This window comes from Kitasatospora sp. NPDC023118, from assembly GCF_055560875.1.
Genome location: NZ_JBVHHW010000023.1, coordinates 112,345 through 130,641, shown reverse-complemented (window position 1 = coordinate 130,641; position 18,297 = coordinate 112,345). Strand labels below are relative to the sequence as shown.

General features: G+C 73.1%; 18 protein-coding genes and 1 rRNA gene. 15 read left to right on the top strand and 4 right to left on the bottom strand.

The genetic code is table 11. The annotated features are described in order from the left end of the window. From rrf to ACZ3UD_RS27145, 5 genes are all read left to right on the top strand, one after another. A 5S ribosomal RNA gene (gene rrf, locus ACZ3UD_RS27165) occupies positions 1-74 on the top strand; the annotation flags it as partial. A gap of 282 nt (positions 75-356) precedes the next feature. After that, positions 357-2,948, top strand: a complete 2,592-nt coding sequence (locus tag ACZ3UD_RS27160) for a sensor histidine kinase (RefSeq protein WP_465592926.1) — start codon at positions 357-359, stop codon at positions 2,946-2,948. Between the two features lie 111 nt (positions 2,949-3,059). Then, positions 3,060-3,740 (top strand): response regulator, encoded by a 681-nt coding sequence (locus ACZ3UD_RS27155; RefSeq protein ID WP_033351413.1) that lies wholly within the window; start codon positions 3,060-3,062, stop codon positions 3,738-3,740. Positions 3,741-3,805: 65 nt separating this feature from the next. After that, a complete protein-coding gene (locus ACZ3UD_RS27150) occupies positions 3,806-4,216 on the top strand; it encodes an OB-fold nucleic acid binding domain-containing protein (protein WP_380611506.1) in 411 nt (136 codons plus the stop codon). Next, positions 4,213-5,040 (top strand): DUF3159 domain-containing protein, encoded by an 828-nt coding sequence (locus tag ACZ3UD_RS27145; protein ID WP_465592922.1) that lies wholly within the window; start codon positions 4,213-4,215, stop codon positions 5,038-5,040. Before ACZ3UD_RS27150 ends, ACZ3UD_RS27145 begins: the two co-directional genes overlap by 4 nt. Before the next feature lie 82 nt (positions 5,041-5,122). Here the strand turns inward: ACZ3UD_RS27145 and ACZ3UD_RS27140 are convergent, their stop codons facing one another. Further along, the gene (locus tag ACZ3UD_RS27140) at positions 5,123-5,794 is read right to left on the bottom strand and encodes a potassium channel family protein (RefSeq protein WP_380613684.1); all 672 of its coding nucleotides are present in this window, start codon (positions 5,792-5,794) and stop codon (positions 5,123-5,125) included. Continuing rightward, positions 5,794-6,462: a potassium channel family protein gene (locus ACZ3UD_RS27135; RefSeq protein ID WP_402952103.1), complete on the bottom strand. Its 669-nt coding sequence runs from the start codon at positions 6,460-6,462 to the stop codon at positions 5,794-5,796. Before ACZ3UD_RS27135 ends, ACZ3UD_RS27140 begins: the two co-directional genes overlap by 1 nt. 247 nt (positions 6,463-6,709) lie before the next feature. Between ACZ3UD_RS27135 and ACZ3UD_RS27130 the strand changes: the two genes are divergently transcribed. Both ACZ3UD_RS27130 and ACZ3UD_RS27125 read left to right on the top strand, forming a co-directional pair. Beyond that, the gene (locus tag ACZ3UD_RS27130; RefSeq protein ID WP_465592940.1) at positions 6,710-8,785 is read left to right on the top strand and encodes an APC family permease; all 2,076 of its coding nucleotides are present in this window, start codon (positions 6,710-6,712) and stop codon (positions 8,783-8,785) included. Between the two features lie 341 nt (positions 8,786-9,126). Then, positions 9,127-10,476, top strand: coding sequence for a class I SAM-dependent RNA methyltransferase (locus ACZ3UD_RS27125; protein ID WP_465592937.1), 1,350 nt, complete (start codon positions 9,127-9,129; stop codon positions 10,474-10,476). Between the two features lie 66 nt (positions 10,477-10,542). On the opposite strand, the gene ACZ3UD_RS27120 is transcribed toward ACZ3UD_RS27125, so the two are convergent. Further along, positions 10,543-10,737 (bottom strand): hypothetical protein, encoded by a 195-nt coding sequence (locus ACZ3UD_RS27120; protein WP_465592917.1) that lies wholly within the window; start codon positions 10,735-10,737, stop codon positions 10,543-10,545. A 283-nt stretch (positions 10,738-11,020) separates the two neighbouring features. Between ACZ3UD_RS27120 and ACZ3UD_RS27115 the strand changes: the two genes are divergently transcribed. Next, on the top strand, positions 11,021-11,257 hold the full coding sequence (locus ACZ3UD_RS27115; protein ID WP_465592914.1) for a toxin-antitoxin system HicB family antitoxin: 237 nt from the start codon (positions 11,021-11,023) through the stop codon (positions 11,255-11,257). Beyond that, a complete protein-coding gene (locus ACZ3UD_RS27110) occupies positions 11,254-11,682 on the top strand; it encodes a fic family toxin-antitoxin system, toxin component (RefSeq protein ID WP_355669577.1) in 429 nt (142 codons plus the stop codon). Before ACZ3UD_RS27115 ends, ACZ3UD_RS27110 begins: the two co-directional genes overlap by 4 nt. A 126-nt stretch (positions 11,683-11,808) precedes the next feature. Here the strand turns inward: ACZ3UD_RS27110 and ACZ3UD_RS27105 are convergent, their stop codons facing one another. Beyond that, on the bottom strand, positions 11,809-12,654 hold the full coding sequence (locus tag ACZ3UD_RS27105) for a GNAT family N-acetyltransferase (protein ID WP_465592910.1): 846 nt from the start codon (positions 12,652-12,654) through the stop codon (positions 11,809-11,811). A 201-nt stretch (positions 12,655-12,855) separates the two neighbouring features. On the opposite strand from ACZ3UD_RS27105, the gene ACZ3UD_RS27100 reads away from it, so the two are divergent. The 6 genes from ACZ3UD_RS27100 to ACZ3UD_RS27075 all read left to right on the top strand — a co-directional run bounded on the left by ACZ3UD_RS27100 (position 12,856) and on the right by ACZ3UD_RS27075 (position 18,195). Continuing rightward, positions 12,856-13,749 (top strand): ATP-grasp domain-containing protein, encoded by an 894-nt coding sequence (locus ACZ3UD_RS27100; RefSeq protein WP_465592907.1) that lies wholly within the window; start codon positions 12,856-12,858, stop codon positions 13,747-13,749. Continuing rightward, entirely contained in the window at positions 13,746-14,618 is an 873-nt protein-coding gene (locus ACZ3UD_RS27095) for an ATP-grasp domain-containing protein (RefSeq protein WP_465592904.1), read from the top strand. Before ACZ3UD_RS27100 ends, ACZ3UD_RS27095 begins: the two co-directional genes overlap by 4 nt. 52 nt (positions 14,619-14,670) lie before the next feature. Next, positions 14,671-15,510, top strand: coding sequence for a putative RNA methyltransferase (locus ACZ3UD_RS27090; protein ID WP_465592901.1), 840 nt, complete (start codon positions 14,671-14,673; stop codon positions 15,508-15,510). Between the two features lie 168 nt (positions 15,511-15,678). Beyond that, entirely contained in the window at positions 15,679-17,004 is a 1,326-nt protein-coding gene (locus ACZ3UD_RS27085; RefSeq protein WP_465592898.1) for an AAA family ATPase, read from the top strand. Beyond that, positions 17,001-17,396 (top strand): nucleotide pyrophosphohydrolase, encoded by a 396-nt coding sequence (locus ACZ3UD_RS27080; RefSeq protein ID WP_465592896.1) that lies wholly within the window; start codon positions 17,001-17,003, stop codon positions 17,394-17,396. Before ACZ3UD_RS27085 ends, ACZ3UD_RS27080 begins: the two co-directional genes overlap by 4 nt. A 169-nt stretch (positions 17,397-17,565) precedes the next feature. Then, complete coding sequence (locus tag ACZ3UD_RS27075) at positions 17,566-18,195, top strand: DUF6099 family protein (protein WP_465592894.1); 630 nt, start codon at positions 17,566-17,568, stop codon at positions 18,193-18,195. The last annotated feature ends 102 nt before the right edge of the window (positions 18,196-18,297 follow it).

Sequence of the window (18,297 nt, the reverse complement as noted above, 5' to 3'; positions counted from 1 at the left end):
ACCCGGAAGCTAAGCCTCACAGCGCCGATGGTACTGCAGGGGGGACCCTGTGGGAGAGTAGGACGCCGCCGAACAATCATTCAGAGAAGGCCCCATCCGGTTTCCGGGTGGGGCCTTTTCGCTTTCCCCGGAAACCGGACGAGAGCCGGGCGAAGGCCCGGCGACGGAGACTCGGGGCCGCGGACACCTCCCGAGTGACCCCCGCCGAGTGGATGGACCTCCGTCAATATGCCGCTAAAACCGCATGATCAGTGCACTGATCAGCGGAATTTCGCCTCTCACGCCGTAGTCTCAAAGGGAGGGGAACAGGTGTCCGGGGGTGGCTCCCGGGCCGGGCCGGATCAAGAATGGTGTTCATGGGACGAGGCAGGCTGCGCATCTACCTCGGGGCGGCCCCCGGGGTCGGCAAGACGTACGCCATGCTCGCCGAGGCGCACCGGCGGCAGGAGCGTGGCACGGACGTCGTGGTGGCCTTCGTGGAGGACCACGGCCGGCGGCGTACCGCGGACCAGGTCGCCGGGCTTGAGGTCGTGCTGCGGAAGCAGGTGGTGCACCGGGGTGCCAGGTTCTCCGAGATGGACCTGGACGCCGTCCTCGCCCGCCGCCCGCAGGTGGCGCTGGTGGACGAGCTGGCCCACACCAATGTCCCCGGCTGCCGCAACGAGAAGCGCTGGCAGGACGTCGAGGAGCTGCTGGCGGCCGGGATCGACGTGATCTCCACCGTCAACGTCCAGCACCTGGAGTCGCTCGGCGACGCCGTCACGGGCATCACCGGGGTACGCCAGCGCGAGACCGTGCCGGACGAGGTGGTCCGCCGGGCGGACCAGATCGAGCTGGTCGACATGTCCCCGCAGGCGCTGCGGCGGCGGCTGGCGCACGGCAACGTGTACGCGCCGGAGAAGATAGACGCCGCGCTCGCCAACTACTTCCGTCCGGGCAACCTGACCGCGCTGCGCGAGCTGGCGCTGCTGTGGACCGCCGACCGGGTGGACGAGTACCTGCAGAAGTACCGCGCCGAGCAGGGCATCGAGGGCACCTGGCAGGCCCGGGAGCGGATCGTGGTCGGCCTGACCGGCGGCCCCGAGGGGGCGACGCTGATCCGGCGGGCGGCGCGGATCGCGGCCCGCGTCTCCGGCGGCGAGCTGCTCGCCGTCCACATCTCCCGCTCGGACGGGCTCGCGGGCTCGGGCTCGCCGCAGACGCTGATCGAGCAGCGCGTGCTGGTGGAGAGCCTGGGCGGCTCCTTCCACAACGTCCTGGGCGACGACCCCGCTGCTGGGCTGCTGGACTTCGCCCGCGGCGTGAACGCGACCCAGATCGTGCTGGGCACCAGCCGTCGGCCAAGGTGGCAGTACCTGTACGGTCCGGGCGTCGGCACCACGGTGACCCAGAAGGCCGGGGACATCGACGTCCACATGGTCACCCACGAGCACGCCGGACACGGGCGGCGCAACAAGATACCCGTGCGCCGGATCACCGACCTGGGCCGGACCCGGACGATCGCGGGCTGGCTGATCGGACTGGCCGGCCCGCCGGTGCTGGCGCTCGTGCTGACCGCGATCGGCGGGCTGGGCCTGTCCACCGACATGCTGCTGTTCCTGTCGCTGACGGTGTGCGCGGCGCTGGTCGGGGGACTGCTGCCGTCGATCGGCTCGGCGCTGGTCGGCTCCTCGGTGCTGAACTACTACTTCACCCCGCCGCTGCACACCTTCACCATCAACGAGCCGCAGAACATCATGGCGGTGGCGATATTCACCATCGTCGGCTGCTCGGTCGCGTCCGTGGTGGACCTGGCGGCCCGGCGGACCCACCAGGCGGCCCGCGCCCAGGCCGAGGCGCAGACGCTCAGCGCGCTCGCGGGCACGGTGCTGCGCGGCGCGCCGAACGGGGACGGGGTGCTGACCGCGCTGATGGAGCAGGTCCGGGAGACCTTCGGGCAGGAGAGCGCCGCGCTGCTGGAGCGCCCGGAGCCGATGGGCGGCTGGGTGCCGGTGGCCACCGCCGGGCCGCGCCCGCCGGAGCGGCCCGAGGAAGCCGACGTGGACGTGCCGGTGGGAGAGAGCCTGGCGCTGGTGCTGCGCGGCCGGGTGCTGCCCGGGGCGGACCGGCGGCTGCTCGGGGCCTTCGCCGCGCAGGCGGCCGTGGTGCTGGAGCGCCGCCGACTGGCCCGGGAGGCCGCCGCGGCCCGCCGGGAGGCCGAGGGGAACCGGATCCGCACCGCTCTCCTGGCCGCCGTCTCGCACGACCTGCGCACCCCGCTGGCGGGCATCAAGGCCTCGGTGAGCTCGCTGCGCTCGGCCGACGTGGACTGGGACCCGGAGGACGAGGCCGAGCTGCTGGCCGGGATCGAGGCCGGGGCCGACCGGCTGGACCACCTGATCAACAACCTGCTCGACATGAGCCGGCTGCAGACCGGGACCGTCACCCCGCTGATCCAGGAGACCGACCTGGACGAGGTGGTGCCGTACGCGCTGGGCGGGGTGCCGCCGGAGTCGGTGCGGCTGGAGGTCCCGGAGACGCTGCCGATGATCCGGGCCGACGGCGGGCTGCTGGAGCGCTCGCTGGCCAACCTGGTCGAGAACGCCGTCAAGTACAGCCCGGACGGCGTCAGGGTGCTGGTCAAGGCGGACGCGCTGGAGCAGCCGGGCGGGCCGGGCCGGGTCGAGCTGCGGATCGTGGACCGCGGCCCGGGGGTGCCCGAGGACGCCAAGGAGAAGATCTTCGCGCCGTTCCAGCGGTACGGGGACGCCCCGCGCGGCGCCGGGGTGGGCCTCGGGCTCGCGGTGGCGCGCGGCTTCGTCGAGGCGATGGACGGGACCGTCACCGCCGAGGACACACCGGGCGGCGGCCTCACCATGGTGGTCAGCCTGCCCGCCGTCGAACGGCCGCCCGAACCGGAGGAGCCGACCGGGGACGGCCACGATCCGCTCTCGCAGCTGATCACGTGAGGCCCGGCGGCGCACCGGCCGCACCCGCGGCTGCCCGGTGGCGCGCGTCGTACCTTCAGCTGAGTCACACAGTCCGTAAGATCCGACAGCCCTGAAAGGCGGAGCCCGTAAATGACCCGGGTCCTCGTCGTGGACGACGAACCGCAGATCGTCCGCGCGCTGGTGATCAACCTCAAGGCCCGTAAGTACGAGGTCGACGCGGCCCATGACGGCGCGAGCGCGCTGGAGCTGGCCGCCGCCCGGCATCCGGACGTGGTCGTGCTCGACCTGGGCCTGCCCGACATGGACGGCGTCGAGGTGATCCGCGGCCTGCGCGGCTGGACCCGGGTGCCGATCATCGTGCTGTCGGCCCGGCACGCCTCGGACGAGAAGGTCGAGGCCCTGGACGCCGGCGCCGACGACTACGTCACGAAGCCCTTCGGGATGGACGAGCTGCTCGCCAGGATGCGCGCCGCCGTGCGCCGGGCCGAGCCGGTGGCGGGGGAGGACGACTCGCTGGTCGTCACCGAGAGCTTCACCGTCGACCTCGCCGCCAAGAAGGTCAACCGGGACGGCACCGACGTACGCCTCACGCCCACCGAATGGCACCTGCTGGAGGTGCTGGTCCGCAACGCCGGCCGGCTGGTCAGCCAGACCCAGCTGCTCCAGGAGGTGTGGGGCCCGGCCTACCGCACCGAGACCAACTACCTGCGGGTCTACCTCGCCCAGCTGCGCCGCAAGCTGGAGCGCGACCCCTCGCACCCGCGCCATTTCATCACCGAACCGGGCATGGGCTACCGCTTCGAGAGCTGACCGGGGGGCCTGCCGGCGGCCGCGCGGCCTGCCGCCGGGGGTCCGGAAACCGGTACCCTGCCGACATGAGTGGTGACAACAGCAGTGGCCAGCCGCCGGGGCGATTCCGCCGCATGCTCAGCCGGCTGACCTCCTCGGCCGAGGAGTTGGACGCCGAGGACCTGCGGCAGGAGAGCGCCGCCGAGTCCGGCTGCCGGCCGATCGCCGGCTGCGCGGACCGCGAGCTCGTCACGGTCGCGGGCACGCTGCGCACGGTGACGCTCCGCCCCAGGGCCGGAGTGCCGGCCCTGGAGGCCGAACTCTTCGACGGCACCGAGGCGCTGGAGGTCGTCTGGCTCGGTCGTCGCTCGATCGCGGGCATAGAGCCGGGCCGCCGGCTGGTCGCCAGCGGCCGGATCAGCCACGCACGTGGGCGCCGCGTGCTGTTCAACCCCCGCTATGAGCTGCGTCCGGTCGGACACGGGAGCGAAGCGTGAGCAACCACCCCGGCGGCGAAGCCGCCGCCCGGCTCGACCTGGACGCCGCCGATGTGGCCGTCTGGCAGGCTGCCGCCGCCGAGGAGGCGGTGGACGGCGTGACGCGGCCGATCGAGGTCACGGCACCGGCCGTCGAGCAGCCCCTCGACCCGGCGGCCGTCGAGGCCGCCCGCAAGGCCGCCTCCAAGGAGGCCGCCGACACCGTGCTGCAGGCCTTCGGCGGCGTGCGCGGCATGATCGACATGACGCTGCCCGGCCTGGTCTTCATCATCACGTACAACATCACCCACCAGGTGAGCGCCGCCGCCTGGGCCGCGCTCGGCCTGAGCGGCCTGTTCGTGGTGGTCCGGCTGGCGAAGCGGGAGACCATCCAGCACGCCTTCAGCGGCGTGTTCGGCGTCGCCCTCGGCGCCTGGATCGCGATGAAGAGCGGCAAGGCCGAGGACTTCTACCTGCCCGGCCTGCTCTGGAACGTCGGCTACTGCGTCGCCCTGGCGGCCTCCGCGCTGGCGCGCTGGCCGATGATCGGGGTGATGCTCGGCCCGATCACCGGCGAGATGTTCACCTGGCGCAAGGAGAACCCGGGCCGCCTGTCCGCCTACACCAAGGCGACCTGGGCCTGGGTGGTGATCATGGGCCTCAAGCCGGTGATCCTCTTCCCGCTGTACTTCACCCACAACGTCAACCTGCTCGGCTGGCTGAAGGTCGCCCTCGGCATCCCGCCGCTGTTGCTGGCGATGTACGTGACCTGGCAGATCCTGCTGAAGGCGCCGCCGCCGATCAAGGCGCAGCTGGACGAGGACGAGGAGGAGCCGGCGAAGTAGCCGCTCCCGAGGGACGAGTACGGCGGAGGGCCCGCGCCCGGGTGGGTGCGGGCCCTCCGCCGTGTCCGTGTTCCCGCTGTTCCTACTGGGCGCCGGTGGTGGCCGAGAGCAGCTGCTCCAGCTCCTCCTCGCGCTCCTGCGCGGCGACGAAGAGCAGCTCGTCGCCGCCCTCCAGGGTGTCGTCCTTGCCCGGCACCAGCACCCGGCCCTCGCGGATGATGCTCACCAGCGCGGTGTCCTGCGGCCAGGTCACGTCGCCGACCCGGGTGCCGACCAGCTCGGCCTCGCCGGCCAGGGTCAGCTCGACCAGGTTGGCGTTGCCCTGGCTGAAGCGCATCAGGCGGACCAGGTCACCGACGCTGACCGCCTCCTCGACCAGGGCGGACATCAGGCGCGGGGTGGACACGGCCACGTCCACGCCCCAGGACTCGTTGAAGAGCCACTCGTTCTTCGGGTTGTTCACCCGGGCGACCACCCGCGGCACCGCGTACTCGGTCTTGGCGAGCAGCGAGACGACCAGGTTGACCTTGTCGTCACCGGTCGCGGCGATCACCACGTGGCAACGCTGCAGCGCCGCCTCGTCCAGCGAGGTGATCTCGCAGGCGTCGGCCAGCAGCCACTCCGCCATCGGGACCCGCTCCACCGAGATGGAGTTCGGGTTCTTGTCTATCAGCAGGACCTCGTGGCCGTTCTCCAGCAGCTCGCCCGCGATCGAGCGGCCCACGGCACCGGCTCCGGCAATGGCGACCCGCATCAGTGACCCTCCTCCTTCGGCCCCTGCGCGAACGCGGCCTCGACCGCCGTCAGGTCGGTCCGGCGCACCGTCACGTGCACCAGGTCGCCCTCCTGCACCACCATCTGCGGCGAGGGCAGCACGCCCTCACCGAGTCGGGTGACGAACGCCACCCTGGCGCCGGAGGCCTCCTCCAGCAGGCTGATCCGGTGGCCGACCCAGTTCGGGTGGTAGGCGACCTCGGCCAGCTGCACGCTGCCGCTCGGGTCCTGCCACAGCGGCTCGGCGCCGCTCGGCAGCAGTCGGCGCAGCATCTGGTCGGCGGTCCAGCGGACCGTCGCCACGGTCGGGATGCCCAGGCGCTGGTACACCTCGGCGCGGCGGGGGTCGTAGATCCGGGCCGCGACGTTCTCGACGCCGAAGGTCTCCCGGGCCACGCGCGCGGCGATGATGTTGGAGTTGTCGCCGCTGGAGACGGCGGCGAAGGCGCCGGCCTCCTCGATGCCCGCCTCGCGCAGGGTGTCCTGGTCGAAGCCGACCCCGGTCACCCGGCGCCCGTTGAACCCGGCGCCCAGCCGACGGAACGCGGTCGGGTCCTGGTCGACCACGGCCACCGAGTGGCCCTGTTTCTCAAGTGTTCTGGCGAGGGCGGAGCCCACGCGGCCGCAGCCCATGATGACGATGTGCACCGGCGCTACCTCACCCGTTCCGAAGGGTTCTTGACCTGCGCAAACACCGTTCATCTCCCTTTCCCGCCCGGTGGATCCGGGACGAGCGTTCTCGTGGGGCGTCGGCCGGACTCCGCTCGACAACCTGAGTGTTGCCCACCGACTCGTATCCGACACGCTAGCCGGTCCACCGAACGCAGTCGCGACGAAGGGGGGGATAAACGGCGCAAGCCCTGCCGGGAAACCCCTACGATTCCTTAACGTGCCTATGCCGACTGACCTTCCGAAACGCATCCTGATCGGGCGCGCCCTGCGCAGCGACAAGCTCGGGGAAACCCTTCTTCCCAAGCGGATCGCGCTGCCCGTCTTCGCCTCGGACGCGCTCTCCTCGGTCGCGTACGCCCCCGAGGAGATCCTGCTCACCCTCTCCGTCGCGGGCGCCTCGGCGATCCACTTCTCCTGGCAGATCGGCCTCGTCGTGGCGATCGTGATGCTCGCCGTGGTCGCCTCGTACCGGCAGAACGTGCACGCCTACCCGAGCGGGGGCGGCGACTACGAGGTGGCGACCGTCAACCACGGGCCGGCCGCCGGTCTGGTGGTCGCGGCGGCCCTGATGGTCGACTACGTGCTGACCGTGGCCGTGTCCACCACCTCGGGCGTCGCCAACGTGGTCTCCGCCGTTCCAGCGCTGCGCGGGCACGAGATGATCGTGTCGGTGGTCGTGGTCGTGCTGCTGATGGGCATGAACCTGCGCGGCGTCCGCGAGTCCGGCTCCGCCTTCGCGGTGCCCACCTATGCCTTCATGGCGGGCGTGATCGGGATGGTCGGCTACGGGGTGTTCCGGCACTTCGTGCTCGGCCAGGACATGCCCGCCGAGAGCTCCGGCTTCCACCTCGCCGCCACCCCGGGCAACGACTCGCTGGCCGGGTTCGCGATGGTGTTCCTGCTGCTGAAGTCCTTCTCCTCCGGCTGCGCCGCGCTCACCGGTGTGGAGGCGATCTCCAACGGCGTGCCGGCCTTCCGCAAGCCGAAGAGCAAGAACGCGGCCACCACGCTGCTGATGATGGCCTCCATCGCCGTGGTGATGTTCATGGGCATCATCTGGCTGGCCCGGCTGACCGGGGTGCAGATGGCCGAGAACCCGGCCGAGCAGCTGGTCGGCTCCGGCCCCGGCTACCACCAGAAGACCGCGCTGGCCCAGATCAGCGAGGCCGTCTTCAACAACTTCACGCCCGGCTTCTACTTCGTCGCCGCCGTCACCGGCCTGATCCTGGTGCTGGCCGCCAACACGGCCTTCAACGGCTTCCCGGTGCTGGGCTCGATCCTGGCCCAGGACCGCTACCTGCCGCGCCAGCTGCACACCCGCGGCGACCGGCTGGCCTTCTCCAACGGCATCATCCTGCTGGCGATCGCCGCGATCCTGCTGATCATCGCCTTCGACGCGGACCCGACCAGGCTGATCCAGCTCTACATCGTCGGCGTCTTCGTCTCCTTCAACATGAGCCAGTCCGGCATGATCCGGCACTGGACCCGGCTGCTGCGCACCGAGACCGACCCGGCCGAGCGCCGGCACATGCAGCGCAGCCGGGCGATCAACGGCTTCGGCCTGGTGATGACCATGGCGGTGCTGATCGTCGTGCTGGTCACCAAGATCGGCCATGCCTGGATCGCGATCGCCGCGATGGCCGTGCTGTTCGTGATGATGAAGGGCATCCGCCGCCACTACGACCGGGTCTCCGAGGAGCTCACCGCCGCCGAGGAGCCGGACGACGTGGTGCCGCCCACCCGGGTGCACGCGATCGTGCTGGTCTCCAAGCTGCACAAGCCGGCGCTGCGCGCCCTCGCGTACGCCAGGCTGGCCCACGCCCACACGCTGGAGGCGCTCACCGTCAACGTCGACCCGGCGGACACCACGGCGCTGCGGCGGGAGTGGGACGAGCGCGGCATCGAGGTACCGCTCAAGGTGCTGGACTCGCCGTACCGCGAGATCACCGGGCCGGTCCTCGACTACGTGAAGAACCTGCGGCGCAGCAGCCCGCGCGACGTGGTCTCGGTCTACATCCCGGAGTACGTGGTCGGCCACTGGTACGAGCACCTGCTGCACAACCAGAGCGCGCTGCGCCTCAAGGGGCGGCTGTTGTTCAAGCCCGGGGTGATGGTCACCTCGGTGCCCTGGCAGCTGGAGTCCTCGGAGCGGCGCAAGCCGCAGAAGGCCTGGTCGCCGCCGGGTGCCGTCCGCCGTGGCGAGCCGCGGGCGCCGAAGGCCGTAAAGTCGAAGGATTCCGTCTCCACCGGTGCGACCGCCGGTGACACCTCCGACCGCAGCAAGGACTCCTCCCAGTGACGCGCAACACTCCGCCCCGTTCCTCGGGCTCCTCCGGTGCCTCCGGCAAGGGCAAGGGCGCCCGTCGGGGCGGCTCCCAGCCCGGGCAGGTCGCCCGGCCGCGCTGGGGCAAGCCGAACCGCCCGGAGGCCACCGACCGTGACGGCCTGACGGCGCGCACGGCGCCGATCGTGCCGGGGGAGGCCCGTTCGGAGGCCCCGGTCGGGAAGCCCGTCAGGGCCGAGAAGTCCGCGCGCGGTGAGAAGGGTGCCCGCTCGGAGAAGGGCGCGGGTGCCGAGAAGGGCGCCGCCGGGGCGGCCCGGAAGGCGCCGCGCAAGCAGGCGGTGCGCCCGCCGAAGGCGCTGCGCACGGCCGCTGCGCGGGCGCCGCGGCCGGAGAAGCCGTCCGGCGAGCCGCTGGTCGGGCAGCGTTACGAGGTCGAGGTCGGCCCGGTCGCGCACGGCGGCGGGCACTGCGTGGCCCGGCACGAGGGCCGGGTGCTGTTCGTCCGGCACGCGTTGCCGGGCGAGAAGGTGGTCGCGCTGGTGACCGAGGGCACCACCACCTCGCGCTTCCTGCGGGCCGACGCGGTAGAGGTGCTGGAGCCGGCCAAGGACCGGATCGAGGCGCCGTGCCCGTTCGCCGGGCCGGGCAAGTGCGGCGGCTGCGACTGGCAGCACGTGACCCCGGGCGGTCAGCGCAAGCTCAAGGCGGCGGTGCTGACCGAGCAGCTGGCGAAGCTGGCCGGGCTCACCCCGGCCGAGGCGGGCTGGGACGGCAGCGTCGAGCCGGTCGGCGGCAAGCTGCCGGCCGGGCAGGTGCCGGCCTGGCGCACCCGGGTGCAGTACACGGTGGACGCGGAGACCGGCAAGGTCGGCCTGCGCAAGCACCGCTCGCACGAGGTTCAGCCGGTGGACCGCTGCCTGATCGCCGCCGAGGGCGTCACCGAGCTGGGCATCGAGTCCCGCGACTGGCCGGGCGTGGCGAGCGTCGAGGTGATCGCCGCGACCGGCTCCTCGGACCGCCAGGTGGTGCTGACCCCGCGCGACGGCGCCCAGCTGCCGCTGGTCGAGCTGGACAAGCCGGTGTCGATCGCCCGGGTGGACGAGCAGGGCGACGTGCACAAGGTGCACGGGCGGAGCTTCGTCCGTGAGCGGGCGGCCGGGCGGACCTGGCGGGTCAGCAACGGCGGCTTCTGGCAGATCCACCCGGAGGCGCCGGACACCCTGGTCGACGCGGTGCTGGACGGGCTGGACCCGCAGTGGGGCGAGAACGCGCTCGACCTGTACTGCGGCGTCGGCCTGTTCGCGGGCGCGCTGGCCGACCGGGTCGGCGAGGACGGCGCGGTGCTCGGCATCGAGTCGGCCAAACAGGCCGTGGTCGACGCCCGGCACAACCTGGCCGCGCTGGACAACGTGCGGATCGAGTGCGACCGGGTCGAGACGCTGCTGCCGCGCACCGGCATCACCGCCACCGACCTGATCGTCCTGGACCCGCCGCGCTCGGGCGCCGGCCGTGAGACGGTCGCCCACCTGGTGGGCCTGGAGGCGCGCCGGATCGCGTACGTGGCCTGCGACCCGGCGGCGCTCGCCCGGGACCTGAAGTTCTTCCGCGAGGGCGGCTACCGTCCGGTGTCGCTGCGGGCCTTCGACCTGTTCCCGATGACGCACCACTTCGAGTGCGTGGCGATCCTGGAGCCGGCCGGGGAGTGACCCCGTTGTCGAGGAGGCGGCACCCGTCCAGCACGGGTGCCGCCTCCTCGGCGTTTCGGGGCGCGGTTACTCGTTGTGCTCCTCTTCGTCGGCGCTGTGGGGAAGGTCGATGCCGTGCTGGGCGGCGAGCCGGAGGAGCCCGGCGATCCGGCCCTCGTACGCCTGGACGCCGTCGGCGTCCCCTTGGGCCTGGGCCTCCGCGAGGTCCCGGCGGGCCTGGGCGAGCTGCTCGCGCAGCTCCTGGTCGAACATGGCTGTCATTGCCGGCCTCCACACCGGTCGGTGCCGCTCGGGGGAACGCTCAGGAGAGTTCAGAGTCCCGGATGGTGAAGGACTCTTCAAGTCTCGCTCGTCCTGGTGGGGATGGGGTGGCGACGGGGCGGGTATGGGAGCTGGGCCGCCTCCGGCGGGTCCGGTGGCGGGTCCGGTGGCGGTTTCGGTGACGGCTTCGGTGACAGAAGGTTGCGCGGGGGCGTGCGGCAGGTGTGCGGGCGGTGCGCGTGCGCCCTTGTTGTGCTAGCGCTTCAGCGCTAGCTTGAACGGCATGGGCAAGAAGCAGCTGAACGTCCGAGTGGACGCCACGACCGCGGAGATGGCCCGGGAGCGGGCGGAGCAGCAGGGGATCAGCATGAACCAGTACATCGAGCGCCTGGTCCAGCAGGACATGGGTGAGTCAGGGCGGGCCTTCGTCGACGCGGCCGCGCAGTTCATGAAGGAGTACGAGACGGCGTTCCTCGCCGAGTTCGGGGAGCCGGGCGAGATCCAGGACGCGCGCCGTTGAAACTGGAGGTCGACCTCTCGTGGCTGCTCATGACCGCCGAGCAGTACACGCCCGGTGACCCGCAGGTCACCGACTACGGCTCGCTGCTCGCGGCCGTCACCCGGCACCAGGCCGAGATCTTCGACATCGCCGTCTACCCCGAACCGCAGGACCGCGCCGCCGCGCTGATGCACCAGCTGATCCGGGTGCCGGCCTTGGAGAAGACCAACGAGCTCTACGCGACCGCCGTCGCCTACGCCTACCTCGTCGCCAGCGGCTGCACCGTCGCCACCACCGCCCGCGAGGTGCGCAGCCTGTCCCGGGCCATCCGGGAGGGGAGGCTCGGGGTGTCCGGGGTCGCGGAGCGGCTGGCGGCCTGGGTGGTGGACGAGGCCGAGGGGGAGGGGGTCAGCGGGGCGGACGACGAGGACGAGGACGACGACTGATTGCCGGGCCTTTTGACCGTGGGGCTGTTTGACCGCTTGGCCGTCCGACTGGCTGGCCGCCTGGCCGCCTGGCCGCCTGGTCGGTTGACCGGTTGACCGCCTGATCGCCGTCCTCGCCGCCGCGGCTCAGGGCTCCGCGATGAGGGCCGTCGCGAACGGGCGGAAGCCGGCCCGGCGGTAGATCCGGGCGACGTCCTCGTCGGAGGCGGACAGAAACACCGTCCGCACGCCGTTGGCACGCGCGTGCGCCACCAGGGCCGCGGTGACGGCCAGGCCCAGGCCACGACGGCGCGCGGACGGGAGCGTCCCGACCCCGACCACCTCGGTGACCGGGCCCACCGGGTTGTGCTGGCCCGCGCACAGCACCTCGGTGCCGTCCAGGGCGGCGGCCAGCACGGTCACGCCGTCGGTGAGTCGCCGGGCGATCCGCGCCACTGCGCCGTCGGCCGTCAACTTCGCCGCGCTCTCGGCCAGTTCGGCCGCTCCCGCAGAGCCGGTGGCGGTGCCCGGGTTGCCGAAGGCCACGTGCGGGACGGCGACCGCGTCGGCCAGCTCGGGGGCGTCGGCACCCACTACCCGCACCTCCACCCGCTCGGGGAGGCCGGGCGCCGGGGCCGGCTCGTCCAGCGGGCCCAGCACCAGCAGCGGGTGCTCGTGCACCGTCAGCCCGGCCGCCTCCACGGCCGCGCGCAGCTCGGGGTTCTGCTCGGCGACCCACTCGAAGGCCTCCGGCGCGCCCAGCTCCCGCTGCCGCTCCAGCACCTCGCGCACGTCCTCGGCGGTGGCGGCCGGGCCGTCGTGGCCGAGGGTCGGGCGGGCGTAGTACTGCCAGCCGGTGTCGCCCCTGCGGACGAACAGGGTCAGCGGGCCGAAGTCCTCGGCGTCGGCGGCACTGCGGGGCGCGGCGTCGTAGTAGCGCTCGATCTCGTCGAGCAGAGCGGGGTCGTCGGGAGCATGATCAACGGAAGTCACGGCGAGCATCCAAGCAGGGGCGTTGACGGTCCGCCACCGCTTTGTACGGGTGCCCGGGCGGCGGGTCGTGGATTGTTGCCGAACGCTTACCGGCTCGCAGTGATCTTGTGCGTATACGCCGGGCATGCTGAACCCTTCACAGCTCTGCCGAGGGGGACGGCGGACGTCCGCACTCGGCGAGGCAAGGGGGAAGACAGGCCCATGAGGCTCTGCTTTCTGGTGGAGGAGCACTACCGGCGGGACGGGATGCCGCTCGACGTGGCGCGGCAACTCACCGCGTGGGGGCACCGGGTGGACGTGCTGCGCCCCGGGGACTCGCTGATGGTGGTCTCCGAGGCGGTGCGGGCCGGCAGTCACGACGCCTGGGTGCTCAAGACCGTCTCCGGCGGGCCAGGGCTCACCCTGCTGGAGGCGGCCGCCGCCGTGGGCCTGACCACCGTCAACGACGTGCGCTCGATCCGCGGCGTCCGGGACAAGGCGCTCGCCTCGGTCATCGCCCGTACCCGCGGCCTGCCCGTCCCGATCACCTACGCGGCCGCCCGCTGGGAGCGGCTCGCCGAGATCCCGGCCGCCGAGTACCCGCTGGTCGTCAAGCCGGCCGACGGCAGCTCGGGGCGGGGCGTCCGGCTGGTGGCCGGGCCCGACGACCTGCCCGGCCTCGGGCCCGAACTCGCGGGCGAGGGGCTGCTGATCGCGCAGCCGTACGTGCCCAACTCCGGGACGGACCTGAAGGTGTACTGCGTCGACGGCGAGTTCTTCGCGACGGAACGCTCCTCCCCCTTGCACCCCGGGCAGGGCGTGCGCGAACGGCAGGTGCCGCTGCCGACGAGCGTGGCGCGGATCGCGGCACAGGTGGGCGAGGTGTTCGGGCTGGACCTGTACGGGCTCGACGTGCTGCTCGGGCCGGACGGGCCGGTGGTGGTGGACGTCAACGACTTCCCGAGCTTCCGGCAGGTGCCGGACGCGGTGGCCCGGGTCGCCCGGGCGGTGCTGCGGCTCGCGCGCAGCGGGACGGCCGTGTCGGCGCCCGCGCTGGTGCCGGCGGGCGGCGACTCGTGCGGCCGACTGGGGCTCGTGGACGGTGGCTTGCTGTGAGGGTCGGGCTGATCGCGCGAGACCCGGGGCACCCGGTGCTCGCGGCCGCCGCCGAGGTGCTGGTGCGGCGCGGGTGCGAGGTGGAGGTCGTTCCGCCCGGCGGCGGGGTGGGGGTCGTTCCGCTCGGCGGCGGGGTGGGGGCGCTTGCCGATGTCTATCTGCTCAAGGCCCGTACGCCGCAAGCGCTCTCCCTGGCGAGGGAGTTGGAGCGGCGGGGTGCGGTCGTGGTCAACTCGGCGGCGGCGACGGAGCTCTGCCAGGACCGGGTGCGGATGGCGGAACTCGCCCTGGGCGCCGGGCTGCCGTTCGCGGCGACCGTAGCGGCTGGACGGCTGGGCGAACTCGCGCTTCCGGCTTGCCCGTTCGTGGTCAAGAGCCGGCACAGCCGACGGCGCGACCTGGTCGCACGGGTCGACGGCGCGGCCCGGCTGCGGGAACTCGTCGAGCGCTGGCCGGAGGAGGAGGTGGTCACCCAGCCGTACCTGCCGGGGAGCGGCTGGGACCAGAAGCTGTGGGTGGTCGACGGGCGGGTGTTCGCGGCTCGGCGGCGCTCCGAACTGTCCCCGGACGAGGGTGAGTCCGGGGCGGCGGGGGAGTGGGAGCCGTCCGCCGGGCTGGCCGCGCTGGCGCTGCGGGTGGGGGAGGTGTTCGGGCTCGACGTGTACGGGATCGACCTGCTGGACGGGGCGGCGGAGCCGGTCATCGTGGACGTCAACGCGTTCCCGGGGGTGCGCGGGCGGCCGGGTGCGCCGGAGGCGCTCGCCGGGCTGGCGTTGCGGCTGGCTGCGGAGCGGGCGGCTGCGGGGTGGGCGACGTCGGGGCGGGCGGCTGCGGAGCGGGGTCGGGTTTCGGCGGGGCGGGGTCGTTAGGCTGGCTGGCGCCCCCGAACAGCCGGGGCGAACGGCGAGAGAAGACGGAACGTTGCTGCAGGACATCGAGCCCTACCTGGCCTGCCCCCATTGCGCGCAGGCCCTCACCCGGCACGAGCGCAGCCTGCGCTGCCCCGCCGGGCACAGCTTCGACCTCGCCAAGCAGGGCTACGTCAGCCTCCTCGCCGGGGACGCCCACACCGGCACCGGCGACACCGCCGAGATGGTCGCCGCCCGCGCCGACTTCCTCGCCGCCGGCCACTACCGGCCGATCGCCGACGCCCTCGCCGAGGCCGCTTCCGCCGCTTCCGCCGCCCCGGAGGGCCTGGTCGCCGACCTCGGCGCCGGCACCGGCCACTACCTGGCCCACGTCCTCGACGCCCTGCCCGGCCGGGTCGGCGCGGCGCTCGACATCTCCAAGTACGCGCTGCGCCGCGCCGCCAAGGCCCACCCCAGGATCGGCGCCGTGGTCTGCGACGCCTGGCGTCCGCTGCCGCTGCGGGACGCCTCCGCCGACCTGATGCTCAACGTGTTCGCCCCGCGCAACGGACCCGAGATCCGCCGGGTGCTGCGCCCCGGCGGCACCCTGCTCCTGGTCTCGCCCACCGCCCGCCACCTGCGCGAACTCGTGGCCGCGCTCGGGCTGTTGTCGGTGGACGAGGACAAGCAGCGCCGGATCGACGAGAAGCTCGGCCCCCATCTGACGCCGATGGAGCAGCGGGAGGTCGAGTTCACCCTGCGGCTCGCCCCGCAGGACGTCCGTACCGTCGTCGGCATGGGCCCGAGCGCCTGGCACACCGACCCGGACCGGCTCGCCGCCGCCCTGGCGGGCCTGCCGGACCCGGTCGAGGTGACCGCCTCGGTGACGGTGGCCGGGTACCGGCGGCCCTAGCCAGGTCATCGCGTCGGGGCGTGGCCGCACGTTGGGATGAATCTTCTGAGCAGGCACGTTTCTCCCGATCGGGGTGCGGCTAACGTCCGACGGGTGAACCGCGACGCCGCCGCGCCCGCCGGGCCGGCCCATCTGCGACCGGGCGCTCCGGGGCCCGACCGGCCGCCCGTGCCACGTCCCACCGTTGAGGAGCTCCGGCTCACCGCCTTCAAGTCGTACCGGCGCGCCGTCCTGCCGCTCGCGCCGCTCACCGTGCTGCACGGACCGGCCGGGGTGGGCAAGTCCAACGCCCTCGACGCGCTGGCCGTGCTGTCCAGGCTCGCCCTCGGAGAGGAGATCGCCGACTCCCTGGACGGGCTGCCGGACCGCACGGGCCCGCTCGCCGCGCCCGTGCGCGGGGGCCTGGACGGGTGCGTGCCGCACGGGCGGGACGCTGTCATCCTGGGCTGTACCGTCCGCTCGCCGCGCGGCCGGATCCGGCTCGACCTGGTGATCCGCACCGACGGCCCGGTCCGGATCGCCCGGGAGTCGCTCAGCCTCGACGGCCGGACGCTGGTGGACACCGGCGAGCAGGACGTGCGCAGCCGGCGCGTCAACGTCTGCTGGCACAACGACACCCGGCAGGGCGACATCCGGGCGCCGCTCCCCAGCGGCACCATGATCACCGCGCAGCTGCCGCTGCGGGTGGCCGGCTCCTCCACCGGCGAGCGACTGGTCCTGGCCGCCGTAGAGGACCTGCTCACCGCGCTGCGCGAGGTCTTCCCGCTGCACCCCGTCCCGGCGCTGATGCGTGGCTGGGCCAAGGCCGATCCGCAGGCCCGGCTGCGCAGCAACGCCGCCAACATCTCGGCCCTGATCAACCGGCTCAGCAACGAGTGCCCGCGCCGGTACGGGCAGCTGCTGCGGGCCGTCCAGGCCGCCGCGCCGCACCCGCTGCTCGGGCTCACCCTCGCGGAGCGCGAGAGCGGGGGCGTGCGGCGGGTGCTCGCCGTCTTCGACGAGGGCGTGCTCGGACGCACCGGGGCCGACCAGGCCTCCGACGGCATGCTGCGCCACCTCGCCTTCGCGGCGGTGCTGCTGACCGGGGCCGGGGTGCTCGACCTCGACGTGGCCGCGGAGGTGCCCTGGGCGCACCGCCAGCTCACCGTGCTCGCCGAGGACCTCGGGGCCGGGCTCGCCACCGAGCAGACCGCCTCGCTGCTGCGGCTGGCGCGGGACATGGCGGGGCGCAACCAGTTGAGGGTGGTGGCCGCGCTGCAGGAGCCGACGGCGGCGCGGGAGGCGTTCGGGGCGGGCGAGGAGGGGTGGGGGGCGGCGGCGCTGGTGGAGTGCCGGCGCGATCCGGGGTCGGGGTTCACGGTGCTGCGGCCGGAGGCGGCCCGGGTGCCGGCGCAGTGTGCTCGCGGGGACGGGGACGGGGACGGGGACGAGGGCCGGGACGGGGGCGCCTCGGAGGTGGTGGGGGGCGCGGATGCGGTAGACCTGGGGGCGTGAACGAGCGAGAGACGGGGCCGGGGGAGCGGGGCGTGGCGGCGGAGCTGACATTGGAGGGCCTTCGGCAGCGGCTGGTGGACTTCGCGGCGGCCCGGCGCTGGGAGCCTTACCACACGCCGAAGAACCTGGCGGCGGCGCTGAGCGTGGAGGCGGGGGAGCTGCTGGAGATCTTCCAGTGGCTCACGCCCGAGCAGACGTCCGCGGTGATGTCCGACCCGGAGCGGGCGCACCGGGTGCGCGACGAGGTCGCGGACGTGCTCGCGTACCTGGTGCAGTTCTGCACGGTGGTCGGGGTGGATCCGCTGGAGGCGCTCGCGGCCAAGATCGAGCGCAACGAGCACCGCTTCCCGGTGCCGGGAGGGGCGGCTGACGTCAACCCTGACGTGGGCTGATCACCCTTGTGAGGGGCGGAAGTTATCCACAACCCCGGGGTTTTCCACAGCTTCGGAATTGATGGATGCGGGTTGACCGGCTTGCCCGCACGCTTTCGCCGTGACCACTCGACCGCCCCGGTGCGGCGGTCGGGGGCGACGGCGACAGCGAGCGGAAGGAGCGGGGCCCATGGAGGCACTGCGACTGATCAGAACGGCCCGGCACGCCCTGGCCGAGGCCAGACACGTACCGGATGTGTTGGCCGAGGCGCGGCAGGTCGCGCTGCTCACCGAGGCGGTGGGTGCCAGGCTGGCGGAGTCGGAGGACGAGGAGTTGGCCGGGCTCGGCCAGCAGCTCTCCGAGGCGGGGGCGCACGCGGCGGTCTGCCTGGACAGGTCCGTCGCCGGCGGCACCCTGGTGAGCGGCGGACGGGCCGGGCGGCTCACCGAACTCGGCGAACTGGCGCCGACGTTGGGAGCGCTGGACGATCTGCTGAGGGAGGCCGGGGAGACGCTCGTGGTGCTGGCCTGCGGAGCCGACACCGAGAGTCTCTACTGGACGTGCATCGACGGTGTCGACGCGATGTCGGAGTGCAAGGACGTGACCGCCCGGTTGCGGGAGGCGGTCGACCGGGGCGGAGGAGCGGAGCGTACGGCGCTCGGTGGCGCGGAGCCGGAACGGGCCGGTCACGGTTCGCCGTTACTCGTGGTCCGGCTCGGCCCGCCGGGTGAGGGCGGGCCGAGGGGGCAGGAGCGGGCGCCGGACTGCCGGGTGCCCGGCGCGGTCGAGGCCTCGGAGCTCTCGGTGCCGGCCGGGTAGGCGGCGGCAGGGGTGGTGTGCCGGGTGCCGGACTGCAGTTCGGCGAGGTCCGCGGTCACCGAGGCGAGCAGTTCCTGCATCTGCTCCAGCAGGCTCTTGGGG

Coding starts and splice junctions, on each gene's coding strand:
- ACZ3UD_RS27140 (WP_380613684.1), bottom strand. CDS start 5,794: ATGCGGGTCGCCATTGCCGGAGCCGGTGCCGTGGGCCGCTCGATCGCG.
- ACZ3UD_RS27155 (WP_033351413.1), top strand. CDS start 3,060: ATGACCCGGGTCCTCGTCGTGGACGACGAACCGCAGATCGTCCGCGCG.
- ACZ3UD_RS27120 (WP_465592917.1), bottom strand. CDS start 10,737: ATGACAGCCATGTTCGACCAGGAGCTGCGCGAGCAGCTCGCCCAGGCC.
- ACZ3UD_RS27100 (WP_465592907.1), top strand. CDS start 12,856: ATGAGGCTCTGCTTTCTGGTGGAGGAGCACTACCGGCGGGACGGGATG.
- ACZ3UD_RS27115 (WP_465592914.1), top strand. CDS start 11,021: ATGGGCAAGAAGCAGCTGAACGTCCGAGTGGACGCCACGACCGCGGAG.
- ACZ3UD_RS27130 (WP_465592940.1), top strand. CDS start 6,710: ATGCCGACTGACCTTCCGAAACGCATCCTGATCGGGCGCGCCCTGCGC.
- ACZ3UD_RS27075 (WP_465592894.1), top strand. CDS start 17,566: ATGGAGGCACTGCGACTGATCAGAACGGCCCGGCACGCCCTGGCCGAG.
- ACZ3UD_RS27150 (WP_380611506.1), top strand. CDS start 3,806: ATGAGTGGTGACAACAGCAGTGGCCAGCCGCCGGGGCGATTCCGCCGC.
- ACZ3UD_RS27160 (WP_465592926.1), top strand. CDS start 357: ATGGGACGAGGCAGGCTGCGCATCTACCTCGGGGCGGCCCCCGGGGTC.